This is a genomic window from Sphaerimonospora mesophila (genome assembly GCF_001417795.1).
GTDB classification, from domain to species: Bacteria; Actinomycetota; Actinomycetes; order Streptosporangiales; family Streptosporangiaceae; genus Sphaerimonospora; species Sphaerimonospora mesophila.
On sequence record NZ_BCBX01000034.1, the window covers coordinates 83,630 to 104,504 of the forward strand.

The 20,875-nt window shown below is 72.4% G+C and carries 17 protein-coding genes; 16 read left to right on the forward strand and 1 reads right to left on the reverse strand.

The features are described 5' to 3' along the window. The first annotated feature begins 115 nt into the window (after positions 1-115). From lysW to AP234_RS12615, 16 genes are all read left to right on the forward strand, one after another. On the forward strand, positions 116-295 hold the full coding sequence (lysW, locus tag AP234_RS12540) for a lysine biosynthesis protein LysW (protein WP_055479804.1): 180 nt from the start codon (positions 116-118) through the stop codon (positions 293-295). A 72-nt stretch (positions 296-367) separates the two neighbouring features. Further along, positions 368-1,348: an N-acetyl-gamma-glutamyl-phosphate reductase gene (gene argC, locus AP234_RS12545; protein ID WP_055479805.1), complete on the forward strand. Its 981-nt coding sequence runs from the start codon at positions 368-370 to the stop codon at positions 1,346-1,348. 48 nt (positions 1,349-1,396) lie between these two features. Continuing rightward, on the forward strand, positions 1,397-2,257 hold the full coding sequence (gene argB / locus AP234_RS12550; protein ID WP_235558140.1) for an acetylglutamate kinase: 861 nt from the start codon (positions 1,397-1,399) through the stop codon (positions 2,255-2,257). Beyond that, the gene (locus tag AP234_RS12555; RefSeq protein WP_083502041.1) at positions 2,250-3,383 is read left to right on the forward strand and encodes a M20/M25/M40 family metallo-hydrolase; all 1,134 of its coding nucleotides are present in this window, start codon (positions 2,250-2,252) and stop codon (positions 3,381-3,383) included. The genes argB and AP234_RS12555 overlap by 8 nt, the downstream gene beginning before the upstream one ends. Continuing rightward, positions 3,383-4,204: an SDR family oxidoreductase gene (locus AP234_RS12560; RefSeq protein ID WP_055479806.1), complete on the forward strand. Its 822-nt coding sequence runs from the start codon at positions 3,383-3,385 to the stop codon at positions 4,202-4,204. Before AP234_RS12555 ends, AP234_RS12560 begins: the two co-directional genes overlap by 1 nt. A 57-nt stretch (positions 4,205-4,261) precedes the next feature. Beyond that, positions 4,262-4,480 (forward strand): MbtH family protein, encoded by a 219-nt coding sequence (locus AP234_RS12565; RefSeq protein ID WP_431998488.1) that lies wholly within the window; start codon positions 4,262-4,264, stop codon positions 4,478-4,480. Next, positions 4,473-9,815 carry a type I polyketide synthase gene (locus AP234_RS12570; protein WP_235558141.1) on the forward strand — a complete coding sequence of 1,781 codons (5,343 nt, stop codon included), beginning with the start codon at positions 4,473-4,475 and terminating at the stop codon, positions 9,813-9,815. The genes AP234_RS12565 and AP234_RS12570 overlap by 8 nt, the downstream gene beginning before the upstream one ends. Positions 9,816-10,348: 533 nt before the next feature. Next, entirely contained in the window at positions 10,349-11,095 is a 747-nt protein-coding gene (locus AP234_RS12575) for a 2OG-Fe dioxygenase family protein (RefSeq protein WP_055479808.1), read from the forward strand. 11 nt (positions 11,096-11,106) lie between these two features. Beyond that, positions 11,107-11,772, forward strand: a complete 666-nt coding sequence (locus AP234_RS12580) for a hypothetical protein (RefSeq protein WP_152990386.1) — start codon at positions 11,107-11,109, stop codon at positions 11,770-11,772. Further along, entirely contained in the window at positions 11,769-12,788 is a 1,020-nt protein-coding gene (locus AP234_RS12585) for a BtrH N-terminal domain-containing protein (protein WP_055479810.1), read from the forward strand. The genes AP234_RS12580 and AP234_RS12585 overlap by 4 nt, the downstream gene beginning before the upstream one ends. A 47-nt stretch (positions 12,789-12,835) precedes the next feature. Next, complete coding sequence (gene lysX / locus AP234_RS12590; protein WP_200926491.1) at positions 12,836-13,732, forward strand: lysine biosynthesis protein LysX; 897 nt, start codon at positions 12,836-12,838, stop codon at positions 13,730-13,732. Next, positions 13,669-14,460, forward strand: a complete 792-nt coding sequence (locus tag AP234_RS12595) for a sulfotransferase family protein (protein ID WP_268778051.1) — start codon at positions 13,669-13,671, stop codon at positions 14,458-14,460. Before lysX ends, AP234_RS12595 begins: the two co-directional genes overlap by 64 nt. Positions 14,461-14,822: 362 nt before the next feature. Continuing rightward, positions 14,823-16,085: a cytochrome P450 gene (locus tag AP234_RS12600; RefSeq protein WP_055479812.1), complete on the forward strand. Its 1,263-nt coding sequence runs from the start codon at positions 14,823-14,825 to the stop codon at positions 16,083-16,085. Then, a complete protein-coding gene (locus AP234_RS12605; protein WP_055479813.1) occupies positions 16,082-16,882 on the forward strand; it encodes an alpha/beta fold hydrolase in 801 nt (266 codons plus the stop codon). Before AP234_RS12600 ends, AP234_RS12605 begins: the two co-directional genes overlap by 4 nt. A gap of 68 nt (positions 16,883-16,950) precedes the next feature. Next, positions 16,951-18,108, forward strand: coding sequence for an acyl-CoA dehydrogenase family protein (locus AP234_RS12610; protein WP_055479814.1), 1,158 nt, complete (start codon positions 16,951-16,953; stop codon positions 18,106-18,108). A 5-nt stretch (positions 18,109-18,113) separates the two neighbouring features. Continuing rightward, positions 18,114-19,118, forward strand: a complete 1,005-nt coding sequence (locus AP234_RS12615; RefSeq protein WP_055479815.1) for an acyl-CoA dehydrogenase family protein — start codon at positions 18,114-18,116, stop codon at positions 19,116-19,118. Positions 19,119-19,227: 109 nt separating this feature from the next. Here AP234_RS12615 and AP234_RS12620 read toward each other — a convergent pair whose 3' ends face one another. Continuing rightward, positions 19,228-20,739, reverse strand: a complete 1,512-nt coding sequence (locus AP234_RS12620) for a hypothetical protein (protein WP_055479816.1) — start codon at positions 20,737-20,739, stop codon at positions 19,228-19,230. Between the last annotated feature and the right edge of the window lie 136 nt (positions 20,740-20,875).

Consider the following 20,875-nt stretch of genomic DNA (forward strand, 5'->3'; position numbering starts at 1 on the left):
ATCCCGATCTCTCAGAGTGCGGATTTCTCAGGGGTGTGTTGTCGTTGAAGCATGTGTTAGTTTCTGCAGTGTTGTGAATATAGACAGTAGTCACGCAATCTGCGGGAGGCAAGCCATGACTACTGCACTGAGTGCGCAGTGTCCAGAGTGCCAGGGCACCGTGGTCGGGTCCGATGACCTGCTGGTCGCCGAGATCGTGATCTGCCGGCAGTGCTCGACAGAACTCGAGGTGGTGGCCGTCGATCCCGTGGTGCTTGCGCTGGCCCCCGAGGTCGAAGAGGACTGGGGTGAGTAGCGAAGGGACGACGCCACGCCGTCCCGGACCATCGGCCGACGGCCTGATGGCGGACCACGGAGGACCGGCCCGGTGAAGGTGAGCGTCCTCGGCGCGGCCGGATACACGGGCGGCGAACTGCTGCGGCTGGTGCACGCCCATCCGGAACTGGAGCTGGTGCAGGCCGTCTCGCGCCGGCACGCGGGCCGGCCGGTGGCGGAGGTGCACCCCAACCTGCATCACCTCGGGCTGACCTTCCACGCCCCGCAGGAGCTGGACCGGGTGGACACCGCCTTCCTGGCGCTGCCGGCGGGCGCCGCGGCGGAGGTGGAGGCCGGCGTCGTCGAGCGGGCCGGGACGATCGTGGACCTGAGCCCCGACTTCCGGGGCGGTGCCCTCTCGGCGTCCGGCGGCCCGTACCGGACCGGCCTGCCCGAGTTGTTCGCCGGTGAGCTCGTGAACGCCACCCGGATCAGCGTTCCCGGCTGTACGGCGACCGCCGCCGTACTGGCCCTGGCTCCCGTGCGGCGGGCCGGGCTGGTGGCCGGGGACGTGGTGGTGGACGCCCGCGCGGGCTCCTCGGGCTCCGGCGCCGAGCCGGTGCCCGCCTCGCATCACGCCGAACGCGGGCACGCCTTCCGGGTCTACCGGCCCGCCGGTCACCGGCACGAGGCGGAGATCGCCGCACTGGCCGGGGTGCGGGCGCGGATGACCGTGACGGCCGTCCCGGCGGTGCGCGGTGTGCAGGTGATCTGCCACGTCACGCCCCCGCGGCCGGTCACCCGCCAGGAGGTGCTGCGGGTGCTGCGGCGCGCGTACCGCGACCTCCCGTTCGTCCGGGTGGTGGCGCGCGGCCGCGGGGTGCACCGGATGCCGGATCCGCAGTTCCTGTCGGGCAGCAACTTCGTGGACATCGGATGCGCGGTGGACGAGGACGGCGGGCGGATCGTGCTGGTGGCCGCGCTGGACAACCTGGTGAAGGGGGCCGCCGGCGGTGGAGTGCAGAGCCTGAACGTGGCCATGGGGTTACCGGAGGACGCGGGCCTGGGGTTCCCCGGCCTGCACCCTGCCTGATCGGAGAGAGCGGGACGTGACGGCCAGAGACATGAACGTGGCGGAGTCGTGAGCGACCCGGCTCAGGCCCCGGTGGGGGACGCGCCGGCCGCCGCCGGCGGGGTGATCGTCGTCAAGATCGGCGGCGGCGCCGACCCGGGACCGGTGCTCGACGAGGTGGCGGAGCGTGCCGCCGCCGGCCTTCCGACGGTGCTGGTGCACGGCGGCGGAGCCGCCGCCGACCGGCTGGCCGACCGGCTCGGCGTACGCCGCGAGGTGATCGAGTCCCCGGACGGCACGCACAGCAGGCGCACCTGCCCTGCCATGATCACGGTGCTCACCATGGCCCTGCTCGGGCAGGTCAAGCCGCAGCTCATCAGCGGGCTGACGGCGCGCGGCGTGCGGGCGGTGGGCCTGTGCGGCGCCGACGGCGCGCTGGTGACCGCGTCACGCAAAACGGCCATCCGGTCGGTGCGGGAGGGGCGGACCGTGCTGATCCGCGACGACCGGTCCGGCCGGATCGAGCACGTCGATCCCACCCTGGTACGCCTGGCGCTGGAACGGGGGAACGTCCCCGTGGTGTCCCCGCCGGCCGGCGACGCCGCGGGCAACCTGCTGAACGTCGACGCCGACGAGGTGGCCGCCCGCCTGGCCGCGGCGCTGGACGCATCCGCTCTGGTGCTGCTCACCGACGTGGCCGGGGTCCTGGCCGACCCCGGCGACCCGTCCAGCCGGATCCCCGAGGTGGGCCCGCACCACCTGACCGGGGACGTCGTACGGGGCCGGATGCGGCACAAGGTGCGAGCGGGGCTGCGGGCCAGCAGGACCGTCGCCCTGGTGACCATCGCGGCCGCCCACCGCGAGCGGCCGATCCGGCGGGCCCTCGCCGGCGACGGCACCTGGGTGCGCGAGGGAGGACGGCATGGGTGACCGGCGGCCCTCCCTCGTCCGGACCGTCGGCCGGGTCCGCCCGAGCGACCTGCGGGGGGACTACCCGGCCTGGCTGCTGCGGGCCGCGATCGGCATTCCCTCGGTCTCCGGGAGGGAGCTGCCGGTCGCGGGCTTCCTGGCGGAACAGATGACCGCGCTCGGCTTCACCTCGCACATCGACGAGGTCGGCAACGTGCACGGCGTGATCGGCCCGGCCGCCGGCCCGACGGTGTTGCTGCTCGGGCACATCGACACCGTCCCCGGCCGGGTGCCGGTGTGCCAGGTCGGCGACCTCCTGTACGGCCGTGGTTCCGTGGACGCCAAGGGCGCCATGGTGGCGATGATCTGCGCCGCGGCGCGCACCGGCCAGGTGCGGCTGCACGTGGTCGGCGCGGTCGGCGAGGAGGTGGCCGGCTCGCGCGGGGCCCGGTACGTGATGGCCACGGTGCCGCGCCCGGCGGCGGTGGTGATCGGCGAGCCGAGCGGCTGGGACGGTGTCTGCCTCGGCTACAAGGGCCGCATCGGCATCGGCTACGAGATGCGGCAGCCGCCGCTGCACACCAGCAGCCCGGAGCCGACCGCCGTGGAGCGGGCCGTCCGCTTCACCCAGGACGTGCAGGGCTACCTGCGCGGGCTGTCGCAGGAACAGGACCCGGTCGCGTTCGGTGTGGCCACCGGCACGCTCACCCGGCTGGACGGCGACCTGGCCAGGGCCGAGGCGTTCCTGACCTGCCGGGTGCCGCCCGGGTTCGACTTCGCGGCGCTGGAGCGTTTCGCCCGCAGCCGCCCGCACAGCCGCATCTGGGTGGACGAGCGGGTGCCCGGGGTGACCCGGCCGCGCGCCGATCCGGTGGTGAGCCACCTGCGCGCCGCGATCGCCGCCCAGGGGGCCCGTCCCGTGCTCAAGTTCAAGGCCGGCACCTCCGACATGAACACCCTCGACCCGTGGGGGGTGCCGATGGCCGCCTACGGGCCGGGGGACGCCCACCTCGACCACACCAGCGACGAGCACATCCCGCTCAGCGACCTGTACCGCGCGATCGACGTGCTCTCGCTCGCCCTGCCCAGGCTCGCGCGGCAACTGGCCCGCGTGCCGCACGCCCGCGCTCACCCCCTGGAGGCCTGATGCTGCTCGACGGGAACGTCGCCATGATCACCGGAGCGGCTCGCGCGCTGGGCCGCTCGCACGCGCTGACGTTCGCGGCGGAGGGCGCGGACCTGATCCTGGTGGACCTCTGCGATCCGGACGCCGGGCCGTATCCGATGTCCGGCCGGCGTGAGCTGGAGGAGACCGCCGACTCCTGCCGCAGGCTCGGCAGCCGGGTGCTGACCCGCGTGGCCGACGTGCGCGACCAGTCCGGCGTGGACAAGGCGGTGGCCGCGGGGCTGGACGAGTTCGGCCGGATCGACGTGCTGCTGAACAACGCCGGGATACTCGGGCCCGGCGGGCGGCGGGTGCACGAGCTGACCGAGGAGCAGTGGCTGCTCGCGCTGGACGTCAACCTGAGCGGCACCTGGCGGTGTTGCCGGGCCGTGCTGCCGCTGATGGTCGAACAGGGCGGCGGGCGGATCGTGAACACCGCGTCCACCGGCGGCCGGGTGGCCTTCGAGATGTACGCCGGCTACGTCGCCGCCAAGCACGGCGTGATCGGACTGACCAAGTCCATCGCGCTGGAGTACGGACGGCACGGCGTGCGGGCGAACGCGGTGTGCCCGAGCACCGTCGCCGACGACGCCTCGCTCGGCACCCGCAGCACCCGGGCGGTGGCCGCGGCCATGGGTGCGGAGCTGCGGGACTACGAGCGCGGTTCCGCCTCCCTGCACCCGATCGGCCGGCTGGTCACCGCGGCCGAGGTGTCCGCGGCCTGCCTGTGGCTGGCCGGCCCGCACTCCGGTGGCGTCACCGGCACGGAAGTAGTGGTGGACGGCGGCTTCACCGCCCACTGAACCGGAAACGACCGACCGACAGGCCGGCGCCGCCGGCGGCACGCGATGGGAGTGACAGTGAGCACGGACGAACGCACGTACGTGGTGGTGCGCAACCACGAGGAGCAGTACTCGATCTGGCCCGCCGGGCGGGACGTCCCGGACGGCTGGACGGCCGACGGCTTCGCCGGGCCGAAGGACGACTGCCTGGCGCACATCGCCGAGGTGTGGACCGACCTGCGGCCGCTGAGCCTGCGCCGAGCGATGGGCGAAGAAGGAGGCATACGCGTTGGCTGAGAATTCGCGGACCTCTCCGGTGATCCGGGATCCGGCCGGGGAGGCGCTCGCGGTGATCGGCATGAGCTGCCGGTTCGCCCCCGATCTCGACACTCCGGGCCAGTTGTGGGAGTTCCTGCGCGCCGGGCGCAGCGCGGTGGGGGAGATGCCCGCCCGGCGGTGGGATCCGTACGAGATCGACCCGCAGACCCGCGCGATCCTGCGCAGGACCACCCGCAAGGGGTCGTTCATGCGGGACATCGAGGGTTTCGACGCCGAGTTCTTCCAGATCACGCCGCGGGAGGCCGAGTACATCGACCCGCAGCAGCGGATCATGCTGGAGCTGGCCTGGGAGGCGCTGTGCGACGCCGGGCTGCCGCCGGCCTCGCTGGCGGGCTCCAACGCCGGTGTGTACGTGGCGGCGAACTCCAACGACTACGGCCGCCGGCTGCTGGAGGACCTGGGCCGTACGGGCGCCTGGGCGGTGAACGGCACCACCTTCTACGGCATCGCGAACCGGATCTCCTACTTCCTCGACGCGCACGGCCCGAGCATGGCGGTGGACACCGCCTGCGCCGGCTCGCTGACCGCCCTGCACGTGGCCTGCCAGAGCCTGCGCAACGGGGAGACCGACCTGGCGATCGTCGGCGGGATCAACATCATGGCCTCGCCGGCCCTGGTGGTCGCGCTGGACGCGGCCTCCGCGACCGCGCCGGACGGGCGCAGCAAGGCGTTCGACAAGGCGGCCGACGGTTACGGACGCGGTGAGGGCGGCGTCGTCCTCGTGGTGAAGCGCCTGTCGGACGCGGTCGGCGACGGCGACCCGGTGCACGGGCTGGTGCTGGCCAGCGGCGTGTTCCAGGACGGGCGCTCCGACGGGATGATGGCGCCGAACGACGAGGCGCAACGGCGGATGCTGCAGGAGGTCTACCAGCGGGCCGGGATCGACCCTCGTACGGTGCAGTACGTCGAGGCGCACGGCACGGGCACCCGGCTGGGCGACGCGGCGGAGGCGCGGGCGCTCGGCCGGGTTTTCGGCCCGGGCCGCGACGGCGCCGACCCGCTGCTGATCGGCACGCTCAAGCCCAACGTGGGTCACGTCGAGGCCGCCTCCGGCATGGCCGGCGTGCTCAAGGTGCTGCTCGCGATGCGGCACGGCGAGATCCCGCCCAGCCTGCATCACGAGGTCGACCCCGAGCTGGACCTGGAGTCCAACGGGATGCGCCTGGTCGGCCGGCCGACGCCGTGGCCCGAGGGCACGTACGGCCGGCGCGCCGGGGTCTCCAGCTACGGTGTGGGCGGTTCCATCGCGCACGCCGTCCTGGAGCAGGCGCCGCCGCGTGCCGGCGTGGTGAACGGCCGGGGAGACCGCGCCGGGCGACCGGCCCGGCCGTGGGTGTTCCCGGTGTCCGCCGCTTCGGAACAGGGCGTGCGCGGCCTCGCGGGCGCGGTGGCCGACTGGATCCGCGCGAACCCCGGCGTCGACCTGGACTCGCTGGCCCACACGCTGACCGTCCGCCGTTCGCACCTGGCCCGCCGCGCCGCCGTGGTGGCCGGCGACGCCGCCGAACTGCTCGCCGGGCTGGACGCGCTGGCGAACGCCGAGAGTTCGCCGGCCGTGCGGTCGGGGGCCGCGTCCGCGTTCGGCGACGGCGGAGCCGCCGGACCGGTCTGGGTGTTCTCCGGGCACGGCTCGCAGTGGTCCGGGATGGGCCGGGAGCTGCTCGGCGCGGAACCGGTGTTCGCCCGGGTGATCGACGAACTCGCCCCGGTGTACGCGGAGGAGCTGGGGTGGACCCCGCGGGAGGCGATCGAGGCGGGCGGCCCGTGGACGGTGACCCGCACCCAGGCGATGACCTTCGCGATGCAGGTCGCTCTCGCCGAGTCGTGGTCGCACCTGGGACTGCGCCCGGGAGCGGTGATCGGGCACTCGGTGGGCGAGATCGCCGCCGCCACGGTGGCGGGCTGCCTGGAGCGGGCCGAGGCGGCGCGGTTCGCCTGCCGCCGCGCCCGCGCGCTGGAGCAGGTGGCCGGGCGCGGCGCGATGGCGATGGTGCCGATGGCCTTCGACGACGCCGAGCGGCGGGTGGCCGGCCGGGACGGCGTGGTCGCCGCGATCGCCGCCAGCCCCCTGTCCACCGTGGTCTCGGGTGACATCGACGCGGTCGACGCCCTGGTGGCCGAGCTCGCGGCCGAGGGCGTCCAGGCCCGCAGGGTGAACACCGACGTCGCCTTCCACAGTCCGCACGTGGTGGAGGTCCTGGAACAGGTCGCGCGGGCCGCCGGCGAGCTGCGCGCCGTCGCCCCCCGGATGCCGCTCTACAGCACCGCCATGGCCGACCCGCGCTCCGGCACGCCACGCGAGGGCGGGTACTGGGTCGCGAACCTGGCCGATCCCGTGCGTTTCCACCAGGCCGTACGGGCCGCCCTGGACGACGGGGCCCGGGTGTTCCTCGAGGTCTCCTCGCATCCGGTGGTGGCGCACTCGATCACGGAGACCGCCCTGCACGCCGGGGTCTCCGACGCCCAGGTGGCGATCACCCTGCGCCGGGACCTGCCGGAGCAGCGCACGATGCTGGCCAACCTGGCCCGGCTGCACTGTCTGGGCGCCCCGGTCACCTGGTCGTACGGCGGTGATCTGGTGGACGTCCCCGGGGTGCGCTGGCAGCATCGGCCGTACTGGATCTTCCCGGACACGCCACCGGAGCGGGGAGCGGGCCGGGGGCACGACCCGGACTCGCACACACTGGTCGGCGGGCGCACCACCGTCGCCAGCGCCCCGGTGCAGCGGGTCTGGCAGACGGAGCTGGACATGTCCAACCGTCCCTACGTGCAGTCGCACATGGTCGTCGGAGTGGAGACGGTGCCCGCCTCCGTGGTGCTCAACTCGTTCATCGGCGCGGCCACCGGCGAAGGCGAGGCGCCCTGCGGGCTGCGCGACGTGGTGTTCCGCATCCCGCTGGCGGCGCACCCGCCGCGGGTGGTGCAGGTGGTGATGGAACAGGACAAGGTTCGCATCGCCAGCCGGATCAAGCGCGACCAGGACGGCGGGGCCGCACACGATGACGAGTGGCTGACCCACACCACCGCGACCGTGGTACGCGAGCCGCGGGTCGGGGACACCCCGATGGAGGACCCGGACGTGATCCGGTCCCGCTGCCCGGTGTCCTGGACCTGGGCGAAGGTGGACGGGATCTTCCGGGCGATGGGCGTGGACGGCTACACCTTCCCCTGGGTGGTGGAGGAGCTGGTACGCGGCGAGGACGAGCAGTTCGCCACGGTGACCGTGGACCACACCCCGAAGCTGCACCCGTCGAGCTGGACCGCGGTGATCGACGCCGCGCTGACCGCCAGCGGCGTGCTGGTGATGAGCGAGGACTCGTCCGTGCTGCGCACGTCGTCGCACCTGGAGTGGATCGCCTTCCGCGGCGCCCCACCGGGCCGGATCATGGTGCACACCACCCGCGACCCGCGTACGCCGGACACCATCGACATGGTGGTGGCCGACGAGAGCGGCACGGTGGTGTGCGAGGCCAGGGGGCTGCGCTACGTCAAGGTGCAGGACGTCGGCTCGGGCGCGGTCGGCCCGCGCCAGCTGGTGCACGAGCTGGGCTGGGAGCCGGTGGAGGTTCCCGCCGACGCGCCGGTGCCGCGCAGGGCCCTGCTGGTGGGGCGGTCCGGCGGCTGGCCCGCGCTGACCGAGGCGCTCGCCGTGCGCGGCGTGGAGTGCCGTACGGTGGCGGATCCGGCCGCGATCGGCGACGGCCTGCTCGCCGCGGGCGACGCGGTGATCGTGGCGCCGCAGGCGCTGCTGCCGGGGGAGCCTCCCGAGCGGGCGGCCCGCCGGTGCACGCTGACGTTGCTCGACGCCGTGCAGCGGGTGGCGGCGATCCCGGACGCGCGGCGCAGACCCGCGGTATGGGTGCTCACCGAGGGGGTGCGCGCCGGCGCGTCCGAGGCCGCGCTGCCGCACGCCCCGCTGTGGGGCGCCGGCCGGATCGTCGCCGGTGAGCGTCCCGACCTGTGGGGCGGCGTGATCGACGTCGCCGAGGGCGCGGGACCGGCCTCGGCCGCCGCGGTGATCGGGGCCCTGCCGCCCACCGAGGACGTGCTCTCCGTCACCTCCGAGGGCGTGTTCGCCGCCCGGCTGCGGAAGATCGACCGGCCCGCCGAGCGCGAGCCGGCGGACTGCCGCCCGGACGGGACGTACCTGATCACCGGTGGCCTGGGCGCGCTCGGCCTGGAGGCGGCGCGGCACCTGGTCGAGCGGGGCGCACGCCGGCTGGTGCTGATCGGCAGGCGGGGACTGCCGCCGCGGTCGGAGTGGGACCGGGTGAGCGACCCGGCGGTCGCCGCGCGGATCGCCGAGGTGGCCGCGCTGGAGCAGGCCGGAGCCACGGTGCGGGTGCTGCGGCTGGACGTCTCCGACGCCGAGGCGACGGCCCGCGCGCTCGATCCCGGCGCGCTGGACATGCCGCCCGTTCGGGGCATCGTGCACTGCGCTGGAGTGGTGTCCGACGCGCTGGTGGAGAACACCCGCGCGGAGAACCTGGACACGACCATGGGACCGAAGGCCGACGGCGCCATGGTCCTGCATCGCCTGTTCCCGGCCGGCACGCTCGACTTCTTCACCATGTTCTCCTCGTGCGGCCAACTGGTCCGGCTCACCGGCCAGGTCAGCTACGCGGCGGCGAACTCGTTCCTGGACGGGCTGGCCGTGTTGCGGCGGGCCCAGGGCGAGACCGGCACGGCCAGCTTCGGGTGGGCGCAGTGGATCGGCCGCGGAATGGGCGAGAGCACGGGAAGGACGACGATCCTGGAGGCCGAGTCCCGCGGGATGGGCGGCATCACCGTCACCGAGGCGCTGCGGAGCTGGACCTACGCGGACCGGTTCGATCCGCCGTACGTGGCGGTGATGCGGGTGATGCCCGACCACACCCTGCCGGTGCTCGCCGGTCTGTCGGCCACCGAGTCCGGGGCGGAGAGCTCCGGCGGCGGTGCGGTGGACTGGTCCGCCGTGCCGCCGCACGAGCTGGCGGAGAAGGTGCTGGCGGAGACGCACGAGCAGGTGGCCGCCGAGCTCAACCTCGCACCGGACGACATCGCGATCGACCGGCCGCTGCTCGAACTCGGCGTCGACTCGGTGCTCACCGTGGCCCTGCGGGTGCGGCTGCACCGGTGCTTCGCGGTGGATCTGCCGCCCACGATCCTCTGGAGCAACCCGACCGTACGCGCACTGGCGGATCACCTCGTCGCCGAGGTCGGCGGGGCCTCGGCCGAACCCGCCGGGGAGGACCCGCCCCCGGCACCGGAGCCGCCGGTGCGGGCGGCCGCCGTGGCGGAGACGGTCGGCTGACCGCCGGCCGGATGAGCGGGCCGCGGCGGTGACGATCTCACCGCCGCGGCCCCGCCGGAGCCCGGGACGGTGCGCCCTGCCGCTCCCGGGTACGGCCGCCGCGGTGAACGGATCGATGGACGGCGCGGATACGACACGTGCGACGGTCTCCTGTCCACACCCGACCGGTGCGGCGAAAACTCCTGGTCGGGAGTTCGGAAGCGACAGGACGCTCCCGGATCAGGCAGGACAATGATGTGAGTATGTAGTATTATCACTACGAAGACTGTGGGGTCTGTTGTGTAGACATATTGTCGACAGTGGGTCCCGCCTCGTGGTTGCGTGAGAAGGGTCCACACCACCGGCACCCGCGGTGGGAACGGGCCGGGGAGTAGCGCACGGCTCTGGGCCGGCCGGTATTCGTTGACGTCGAACCGCCGAGGGGAAGCCACTCATGGATGAATCCGACTGGGCAACCGGGTGTGCCGCCGCGGCCGGCCGCCGGGAGCCGTACCCGCTCGGACGCACTCGGACGTCCGGGTGAGGGTGCGGAGATGATCGAAAAATCGATGCTCGGCGGTCTGCGCGCCGACGACTTCGCCGAGCGCGGCTGGGCGCACGGCCGCCTGCATGCCGAGGGACACGACTGGCAGCGGTTCGCGGCGTCCTGGGACGACCTGGTCCCGGACGCCTACCTGGGCTCGGCGCGGTGCCGCCGCAATCGCCGATACTGCAGGCTGCTCGCGCACCGCGACGGCACGCTGGAGCCGTTGAGCGGCTCGGAGTTCTTCCAGAAGAAAGCGGTCAACCGGGTGTTCGGCGACCAGTTGCGCGTGTTCGCGCCCCTGACCGACGCGACGCTCGTGAGCCCCGGATTCCTCCACATATTGCGGGAGTCCGTGGCATTCGTTAACGAGGTGGCGGGGACACGTGACTGGGAACTCGGCGTCCACTTCATCCGCGTGATCGCCGACCCGCACGAGGCCTCGGAACCCGCGCCGGAGGGCCGGCACTCGGACGGGCACTCGTACGTGTTGATCTATCTGATCGGCCGCCACCACTGTGTCGGCGGGGAGAACCAGATCTTCCAGCGGGGCGAGCCGGAGGCGCGTCATTCGGTGACCATGACCGAGCCGCTGGAGGTCCTGGTGCTCAGCGACACCACGATGGAGCACGCGGTCAGCGAGATCCGCGCGGTGGATCCGAGCGGTCCGGGCTGGCGGGACACCATGATCCTCGACTTCAACACGGTGCCGGACCCCGCCCGGGTGGCGGGGCGCACGTACCGCTCACTGCAGTGACCGGAGGTTCGATGAGCCAGTTGTCAACGCATCCGGCATCCCTTCCCGCGACGGCCGGTCGCCCCGTGCGAAGCGTGCGGGCGACCACGTCGTCTCCGGAGTTCCTCCTGGTCGGCATCGACGACCTGCTCAACAACCGGGCGATCACCGGCGCCGCCGATCTCGGCGACGGGCGGTTGAACGCGTGGGGGAACTCCTTCCCCGCCGAGGAGCTCCCCGCGCCCGGCATGCTCGTCGAGGTGGCCGGCATCCCCTTCCAGTGGGCGAACGCGCACACGGAAGGCGACAACGTGCGGTGCGAGGGACAGATCATCGACATCCCGCCGGCCCGGTACGACTGGATCTACCTGCTCGCCGCCTCCGAACGGCGCAGCGAGGACACGCTCTGGGCGTACTACGACGACGGGTACGCCGATCCGCTGCGGGTGGGGGTCTCGGACTTCCTGGACGGCACGCCGGTGTTCGGCGAACTGCCCGGGTTCCGGACCACCCGGATGCACTATCCGCACCACGTGCAGCACGGCCTGCCCACCACGATGTGGCTGTCCAGGGTCGGGATGCCGCGTCACGGCCGCGCGCTGGCGCTGCGGCTGCCGCGATCGGTCGCGTTGCACGTCTTCGCCGTCACGCTGCTGACCGGGATCGACGTACGGCGGGCGGACGGGACGACGGCATGAGCGAGACCGCACAGGCGATCCGGCTGTGGACCCGCGACCTGGGAAGCTGCCTGCACGCGACCCTGGCGACCGTGCTGTTACGCGACGGTCACGACCCGGTCACCGTGCTCGGCGCACCGTGGGAGTTCCGCCGCAGCCCCGGCTCCTGGACCTCGGAGGAGTACTACTTCTTCGCCGAACCCGACTCGCTCGCCAAACGGCTCGCGCTCTTCCATCCGTTCGAGTCGACCTGGCATCGCAGCGGGGAAGGCGGCCTGGACGAGTTACGCCACGCGCTGGCGGAGGGCGTGCTGCCCATCGCCGCGGTGGACAACTACTGGCTGCCGTTCCGTCCCGCCTTCCACGACGTGCACGCCGCGCATCTGCTGGTGGTGTACGACATCACCGACACCGAGGTGTTCGTCTCCGACGCGCAGCCGCCCGCATTCCAGGGCGCGATCCCCATCGCCGACTTCCTGGCGAGCTGGGGTTCGCTCAACCCGGCCGACGACGCCGACGTGTTCTTCAGCGCCAGCCCGAGCGGCCGGCGCTGGCTGCGCGCACTCATGCGGGGACCCGTACCGGAACCCGGCCTCGACTGGCTCGGGCACGTGATCCGGGACAACCTCGCCCGATACCGGCCGGGCTCCGCCGGCGACACGCAGACGGGGGTCGCCGGCCTGCGCCGCTACCTCGACGAGCTGTACGCGCTCACGCCCGGTCCGGACGCCGCCGAGGCGCTGAGCGAGCTGTACGTGATCAGCTGGAACATCCAGGCACAGGCCGGTCTGCACGCGGAGTTCCTCCGCCGCGAGGGGACGCGATGGGGGATCCGCGAACTCGCGGAGGCCGCGGCCGGCGTGGACGCCGTCGCGCACGGCTGGACCGGGGTGCGCATGACGGGCGCGCACGCGCGGGTGTGGGGCCGGCACCGGTACGACGAACTGCGCGCACACGGCGCCGAGCTCGTCCGCCGCCTCGAGGTGGCGCTCGACCGGCTCGAGCTCGCGGCGGACGCGGTCTCCCGCCGGACCTGATCAACGGCCGGCGGTCCCGGCCACGGCGTAGATCGAGAAGGGGAATCGTGGACAGAACCGGCATGCCGATAGCCGTCGTCGCGTCGCGGGTCCGCCGGGAGGAGCGGCTCATCCTGGAGTCGTTCGAGCGACGCGGTGTGCGCTACGAACACGTCGATCCGCGGAAGCTGACGGTGCTGCTCGCCGACGGCCGGCCGCCCTATCGCGCCGCGCTGATGCGGGAGGTCAGCCACAGCCGCGCCACGTCGGTCGCGGCGACCTTCGGCGCGCTCGGCGTTCCCACGCTCAACCGCCCGGGGGTGCTCGACGTCTGCGGCGACAAGCTCCGCACCGCGCTGGCGTTCCACGCCGCCGGTCTGCCGATCCCGCGTGCGGCGGCCGCCTGGGGCGTCCCGTCCGCGCTGGACGCCATGGCCAAGCTCGGCCATCCGGTGGTCGTCAAGCCGGTGACCGGATCGTGGGGGCACCTGACGGCGCGGGTCCATGACGACGAGCAGGGCAGGGCCATCCTCGAGCACCGGGCCGCCCTGCCGAATCCGCAGCAGCACGTGTTCTTTCTCCAGGAGCACATCGACAAGCCCGGCCGCGACATCAAGTCCTACGTCGCGGGCGATCGCGTGGTGTGCGCCATCTACAAGAACGCGGTCGACGACTGGCGGACCAACACCGCGATCGGGGGCGCCGCGACGCCCTGCCCGATCACGCCGGAACTGACCGAACTCGCCGTGGCGGCGGCGCACGCGGTCGGGGGCGGCTTCCTCGGCGTCGACCTCCTGATCGACCGGGAGGGACGGATGTACGCGAACGAGGTCAACCACACGCCCGAGTTCCACGGCGCCATCGACGCGACGGGAGTCGACGTCGCGGGATTCATCGTCGATTGGGCGGTCGCCGAGATCGAGTCGCTGGAGGCCGGCGGCCACCGGGAGGTGTCGCAGCGATAGGTACGACCACCGGCCGCCGTTCGCCGCTCGCCCTGTGGAGCGCGCCCCGCTCCCGCTCCACGGTCTTCTTCCGGATGATGCTGGAACGCCGCGACCTGCTCTGCCTGCACGAGCCGTTCTGCAACATCGCGAACGACGGGAGCACCGAGGCCGACGGCCTCGTGCTGGATTCCACCGGCCGTCTGATCGACGTCCTGCTCGAGCTCTCCGAGCGGCGGACGGTGTTCTTCAAGGACACCACCGACTGCCGATACGACGTCGTGTTCGAACGCCCGGATTTCCTGCGGAACACCCGGCACGCGTTCCTGCTGCGGGATCCGCGGGAGATCATTCCGTCGTTCGCCGCGATGAAGCCGGACATGGCCGTCCACGAGGTCGGCGTCGAGTATCTCCACAGGATCTACCGGGCGGTGCTCGACGCCGGTGGCGACGCGGTGGTCCTCGACTCGGACGACTTCGTCGACCATCCGGAGCGGACCGCGCGTGCGTACTGCTCGGCGGTCGGCCTGCCCTTCGACGCCGGCATGCTGAGCTGGCGGCCGGGGGACCGGCCGGAATGGCGCCAGTCCGCTCCCTGGCACGTCGACGTCGGCGCCAGCTCGACGGTGCGACGCCGGCGGACGACCTACGACCGGACGATCGACACCGATCCCCTGCTGCGCGGCTTCTACGAGCACCATCTGCCGTTCTACGAGTACCTACGGCAGCGGCGAGTACGGATCGTCTGAGCTGTGTTTTGTAGGGTCTGACCGGTTGCCTCTCGTAGACTCCTCGATTACTGTTGCCTCAGCGATAAAAATCAGCAAAAACAACATCGTGGCGGCTATGTCGAGAACGACGGAGAGGAATGTTCGAAGTGACCGGCTCCGGTGGCAGCTCGCAGCTCTGCCAGGTGTGGGCCGTCCTTCCCGGCGCCCGATCCCGTCGGACGCGTGACGACGCCGCGGTGGGCGAACAGAAGCCGACGAGTTCACGACCGCCCACGTGGACCGCACCACCGTCCATGCCCGGGGGTGGAGTCCCGACGCGGACGCCGGATCGACGCACGTGAAGGCTGCGCTCAGGTTCATCGAATCCGAGAGGCACGTTGATGATCATCTCTACGCCGCCGTTCTGTCCCGTGCGGTTCCAGGATCCCGATCTGCTCGACTCCGCTTTCCACGCCTCCACGGACATGCACGCGCTGTGGGCGCACCTGCGCGACAACCGGCCGGTCTACCGGGCGGACCCCGGCGGCGGGCGGGAACCGTTCTGGGTGGTGACCCGCCACGAGGACGTCAGCCGGGTCCTGCGCAGCCACACGGAGTTCTCCTCCCGGCGCGGCACCATCCTCTGCGTGCTCGACCTCAACACGCCGGACATCGCGACCGACGACATGCTGGCCGACACCGATCCGCCGAGACACCGTGAGTTCCGGGAACCGCTGAACAAGGCGTTCAGCCCCGCCGTGGTCGCCGGCCAGGAGCGGTCCATCCGGAAGCTGGCGCGGCAGACGATCATGACCGCGCTCGAAGCCGGCGACGTGTACGACATGGCCAAGCCGGCGATGATGTTCCCGATGGCCGTCTCCGCCAAGATCATGGGCCTGCCCCCCGAGTCGTGGGAGCGGCTGTCGGAACTGGTCATGATGACGATCGCGTACGACGACCCGTCCTACTCCGTCGGCAGCGCGCAGGCGACCGTCCGCCAGGCCCGGCACGAGTTGTTCGAGCATTTCCGCGACGAGTTCGCGCGCCGTTCCCGTGACGACGCCGACCCCGACGTCATCGGCGTGCTGCGGGCGATGGACCTGACCGAGGGACCGCTGTCGGAACGGCAGGCGGTGCTGAACGGCTTCGTGCTGCTCATCGGCGCCAACGTCACCATGCCGCACGCGCTGGGCACCCTGTTCACGCTGATGGCCCAGCACCCCGAGAAGTTCCAGGCGGTGCGTGAGAATCCGGACCTCCGCCCGACGTGCCTTCAGGAGGTCCTGCGCTGGGCGTCGCCGGTCACGGCACTGATGCGCTACGCCGTCCGGGACGTGGAGCTGCGGGGGCAGACCATCCGGGCCGGCGAACCGGTCACCGCCTGGCTCGGCGCGGCCAACCGCGACAAGCGGGTCTTCAAGGATCCCTACACGTTCGACGTCGCGCGGAACCCGAACCGGCACGTCGCCTTCGGAGTGGGACCGCACTACTGCATCGGCGCCGGCCTGGCCAGAACGAGCCTGAAGATCTTCCTCGACGAGCTGCTCGACCTGGTGGAGACCGTCGAGATCGCCGGTGAGGTCAAGCACGTCGCTTCGCACTTCGTGTCGGGCTACAAGAGCATGCCGCTGCGGCTGACGCCGAGGAAAGCGGCCGTGCGGTGAGCGGCCACTCGACCCAGCGCGGCGACGCGCGGTCGTGGTTCGACCATCGGCTCCGCTCCGCCGCCGCGAGTCACAGTCTGTACTGCTTTCCCTTCGCGGGCGGCTCCTCGAACTACTACGCCGACTGGAAGCGATACTTCACCGGGCCGATCGAGCTGGTGCCGGTGCAGCTGCCCGGCCGCGGCGCCAGGATGAGCGAGCCGCCGGCGACCGACATGCATCCGCTCGCCGACGAGATCGCCGACGTGATCGTGCGCGAGCCGACCGAGGTCCTGCTGTTCGGGCACAGCATGGGCGCCATCCTCGCGTTCGAGGTCGCCCGGCGGCTCGGCGCCCTCGGCCGGCCGGTCCGGCACCTGTTCGTGACCGGTCGCCCCACGCCGACGATCGTCCGCCCGCCGGCCCCCGTCAGCGACCTGCCCCGCCCCGAGTTCGTCCAGATGCTGCGCGAGTACGGCGCCGCCGACGAGGCGATCTTCGAACACGACGACCTGCTGGACGTGCTCATGCCCATGATCCGGGCGGATTTCGCGATGATCGAGCGCTACCGGTACCGCCCGGGACCGCCGCTGTCGTGTCCGATCTCCGCGTGGTGCGGGGACGGCGACCCCGAGGTGTCACCGGAGGCGATGCGGCCCTGGGCGGACCACACCTCGGGCGGATTCCGGCTCACCGTGCTGCCGGGCGGGCACTTCTTCCTCACCGAGAACCGGTCCGAGATCGTGCGGGCCGTCCACGCGGCGGTCCGGGAGGCTCAGGGGACGCCCCGCTCCGCCGATGTCGTGGAGCATTCCTGAGCCGTCCGGGTGCGCCGGAAACGGCGATCAGCGGAACCAGGCAGACTACCGACGAGGAGCTCTCGACAATGGATTTCGATGTCCCACCGGAGACCGTCGAGTTCGCGGCCGAGGTCGACGAGGTCCTGAGGGCGCCACAGACCGCGCGGCTGCTGCGGGACGTCCGCGAACGGCATGACGGGATGGACGGCGACGTCCGCGAGCTGTACCGGCACCTCGGCGGCGCGGGCATCCTCGCGCCATCGTGGCCGGTCGAGTACGGCGGCAGGAACGCCGATTTCACCGCGACCGTGGCGCTGCTGGAGAAACTCGTCGCCTACGGCATACCACAGAACCTGTACTGCATCTCGGTGCAGAACGTCGGCTCTCTGATCCTGGCGGCGGGCAGCGAACGGCAGCGCAGGACGCTGCTGCCCGCGATGGCCGCCACGGACGTCACCGCGTGCATCCTGTTCACAGAACCGGAGCATGGTTCCGACCTGGCGGGCATCACCACGACGGCGGTTCGCGACGGCACCGGATGGGTCATCAACGGACGCAAGACCTACAACCTCAAGAGCGCCTACGCCGACCTGGCGCTCTGCGCGGTGCGCACCGATCCGCAGGGCAGCCGATACGAGGGGATCAGCCTGTTCCTGGTGCCGATGGACGCACCCGGCGTGGTCGTCCGCCCCCTCCCCAGCCTGGCCGACGAGCAGTTCCACGACATCTGGTTCACCGATGTGCACGTGGACGAGAACGCGCTGTTCGGCCGGGTCGGCGCGGGGTGGTCGCTGATCACGCAGATGTTCGCCGCGGAACGCACCGGGCTGGACTACTACGCGCGGGGAAAGCACTGGCTGGACGTGGCCGCCGAGCGCCTCACCCGAGACGGCCCGCCGACCGGCCTCGTCGGCGCCGACCTGGCGCGTCACCGGACGAGGATCGCGGCCAGCAAGCTGCTGAGCTGCCAGGTCATGCAGCACCTGCAGGAGGGCGACGCCGACATCGCCGAGTCGTCGTTCGCGAAATGGCACTGCAGCGAGACCGCCCAGCGAATCGCGTGGTGGGCGTCCGACACGCTCGGGCTGGAACTGCTGGAGCCAGGACCCGACGCGGGCGATCGAGTGCTCGAGGCGGCGTTCCGGGAGGCGCCCGGAATGACGATCTCCGGCGGTGCCTCCGAGGTGATGCTCGACATAGCGAGCAGCGCACACGTATTCGACCACGGCCGTACGGGGGACTGACCGCCATGGACCTGCGACTCGATCCGCTTCAGGAGCGTCTGCGGGACGCGGTGGACGCGGTGCTGACCCGCACCGGCGAGCCGTACGCCCAGTTGGCGACCATCGGCGTGCCCACACTCAACGCACCGGAACGTTTCGGCGGCCTCGCGCTGGGGCTCAGCGCCGACATCGTCGTGAACGAACGCCTGGGGTACGGGCTGGAACCGCTCGGTTGTTACCGCGCGACCGCGTTCGCACTCGACCTGCTCGACGGCGACGACATGCCCACGGAACACCTCGCGGAGGTCGTCGCCGACCTGAACAAGGGAGCACGGCACGCGGTGGTGGTCGGCGCGCCCGGCCCCGCGAGCGCGCGGGTGGCGTCGGACGGGAGGCTGTGGGGCGAGTCGGAGCCGCTGCCTCGCGGCGACATTGGACTGTGCGTGGCGCGGGCCGTACGCGATGACGGCACCGTCGGGTGGCACCTGGTGGTGCCGGAGACCGGCACCTGCTCCGTCGAGTCCATCGACCACTTCGGCATGCCCGCCTCGCGGTTGCGGTTCGACGGAGCCGCGGCCCGGCCCTTGACGGTGAGCACGGCTCACTGGGAGCGTGCCCTCGCCGCGGCGAGAATCCGCCAGGCGGCGCTGCTGCTGGGCATGGCCGACCGGATCCTGGATGTGGCCCGGGCACACGTCAACACGCGAATACAGTCCGGCAAACCGCTCGTGCGGCACCAGACGGTCGCGCATCGGCTCGCGACGCTGATGGGCGAAGCGGTCGGCTGGCGACTGGTCCTGCACAAAGCGGCATGGGAGATCGACCGCGGCGAACGGTGCTCCACGGCGGAGGTCCTGGCCGTCGCGGCCGAACACGCGCGCCTGGCCAGCCGTACCGCGCTCCAGCTGCACGGCGTACGGGGAATGCTGGCGCATTCGACGACCGCGACCGCCTACCGGGCGATAGCCGTGGAATCCGTCCGGCTGGGCACTCCCGCCGACCTGTGGCTGGAGGCGGCATCCGCCACCTGAACCGCCTCGGACGCCGTGCTGATCCGCACGGCGACGACGTGCCGGGGCCCCGGGACCCCGGCACCGCCGTCGTGGGCGGGGCGAGCGATTCCGTCGCCGCGCCGGACGCTCACTTGCCGAACGAGCCGTCCAGCGCCGCCGCGGAGAAGTTCTCGGGCAGCGGGAGCCCGAAGAGCACATGCAGGGCGGCGAGGAACGCGTTGCGCTCCGACTCGCCGATCGCGCCCCCGCGCCGGACCGTCTTGGCGGTGGCGGCGGCCAAGCCGAAGGCGCCGGGGAAGTCGGCGGCGGAGAGCGCCGCACAGATCTTCACGGCGGCCTTGGACGCCGTGGGCTCCGGCTCTCCGGAGGCCGCGGCCGCCGTCTCGTGATCACCGGCGATCCGCCCGATCTGCTCGCCCAGCTGGGCCTTGACCGACACGGTCTCGTCCATCCGCCCCGCCACCAGCAGGGAACCGTCCAGCCACTTCGGCTCCACGCTCTGCGCCGAGCCGACCCGGGCCACCGGCAGCACCGCGACCGGCGGGCTCTCGACCTCGACGTCGAGCGTCAGCAGGCGCAGCCACAGCAGATCGGCCGCGACCGCCTCCGACGAGGAGACCAGCGTCGCCGCCCCCGCCGCGTACTCGGCCACCGCGGTGAGCAGCGGCGTCGGCTCGACCGACACGGACACCGCGGCGGTCCCGTCCGCCGCCTCGGTGAGGCTGCGGGCCCGCAGCGCGGGCGCCCAGCGCACCTCGCCGGCCGGGTCCGCGCTCAGCACGGCGAGCGGCGCCCGGCCGAGTGAGACGGACTCGGCGGCCTCGCCGTGCCCGGCGGCCACCAGGTCGGCGAGGTAGGCCCGCATCGTCTCCTCCGGGGTCAGGCCGTCGTGCCGGCCGGCCCGTACGGCCACGCCGGTCTTGATGACCGGTGGCGTCAGCCAGCTCTCCGGGTCGGCGCCGGGCTCGTGCTCGCCGAGGCCGAAACGGATCGGCAGCCCGATGGCGTGCGCGAACTCAAGGTCGGCGACCGAGTGCGCCGGGTTGACGATGACCGCACCGGTGCCGAACTCGGGCTTGGCCCAGTCCGCGACCCAGACGGGCAGCAGATCGCCGTGCAGCGGGTGGCGTACGAACCGGCCGCTGAAGTAGGGACGCGGCCGCACCTCGGTGCCCGCCAGCGCCTCGTGGTCGGGGTGGACCACGACGGCGCAGGCCGCGGTGAACGGCGACCAGTCGGTGGTGAAGGTGCTCAGGAAGCCGCCGCTCGCCGCGCCGGTCGCGGGATCTGCGAAGGGGAGCCGGAACTCGGCGCCCCGGGTCCGGCGCAGCGTCTTCTGCTGCTTGGCGTCCACCCGGGCCCCCCAGGAGGGCGCGGAACCCGAGGCCACGCTCGCCAGCGCGGCCGGCGAAGGCACGTAGGAGAGCGTCCACGGCCCGGCGTCGTCGTTGTCGGCGCTCACCGCGATCCGACCGGCGGACGCCAGCGCCCGCAGCAGCTCGACGACGGGGGCGGAGGGTTTCGGAGCCGGGGAGCCGGTGAGCGCACCGAGCCTCTCGCCGGCGGCCGCGACGGCCCTCAGCCGCCGCTCGTGCAGGTCGTCGACCGGCGTGCCGATCACCAGGACCTTACTCGTCATGTTCGTCTCCACACGGGTGCCTTCGAGTTTACGCAGGCATGTTAAAGCGTCTGACGACATGTCGGCCGACGAAACGTCGAGGGAGGTGCGGGATCCGACGCGGTGAGCGTCAAGAACGTACAAGACGTGGCCGCCG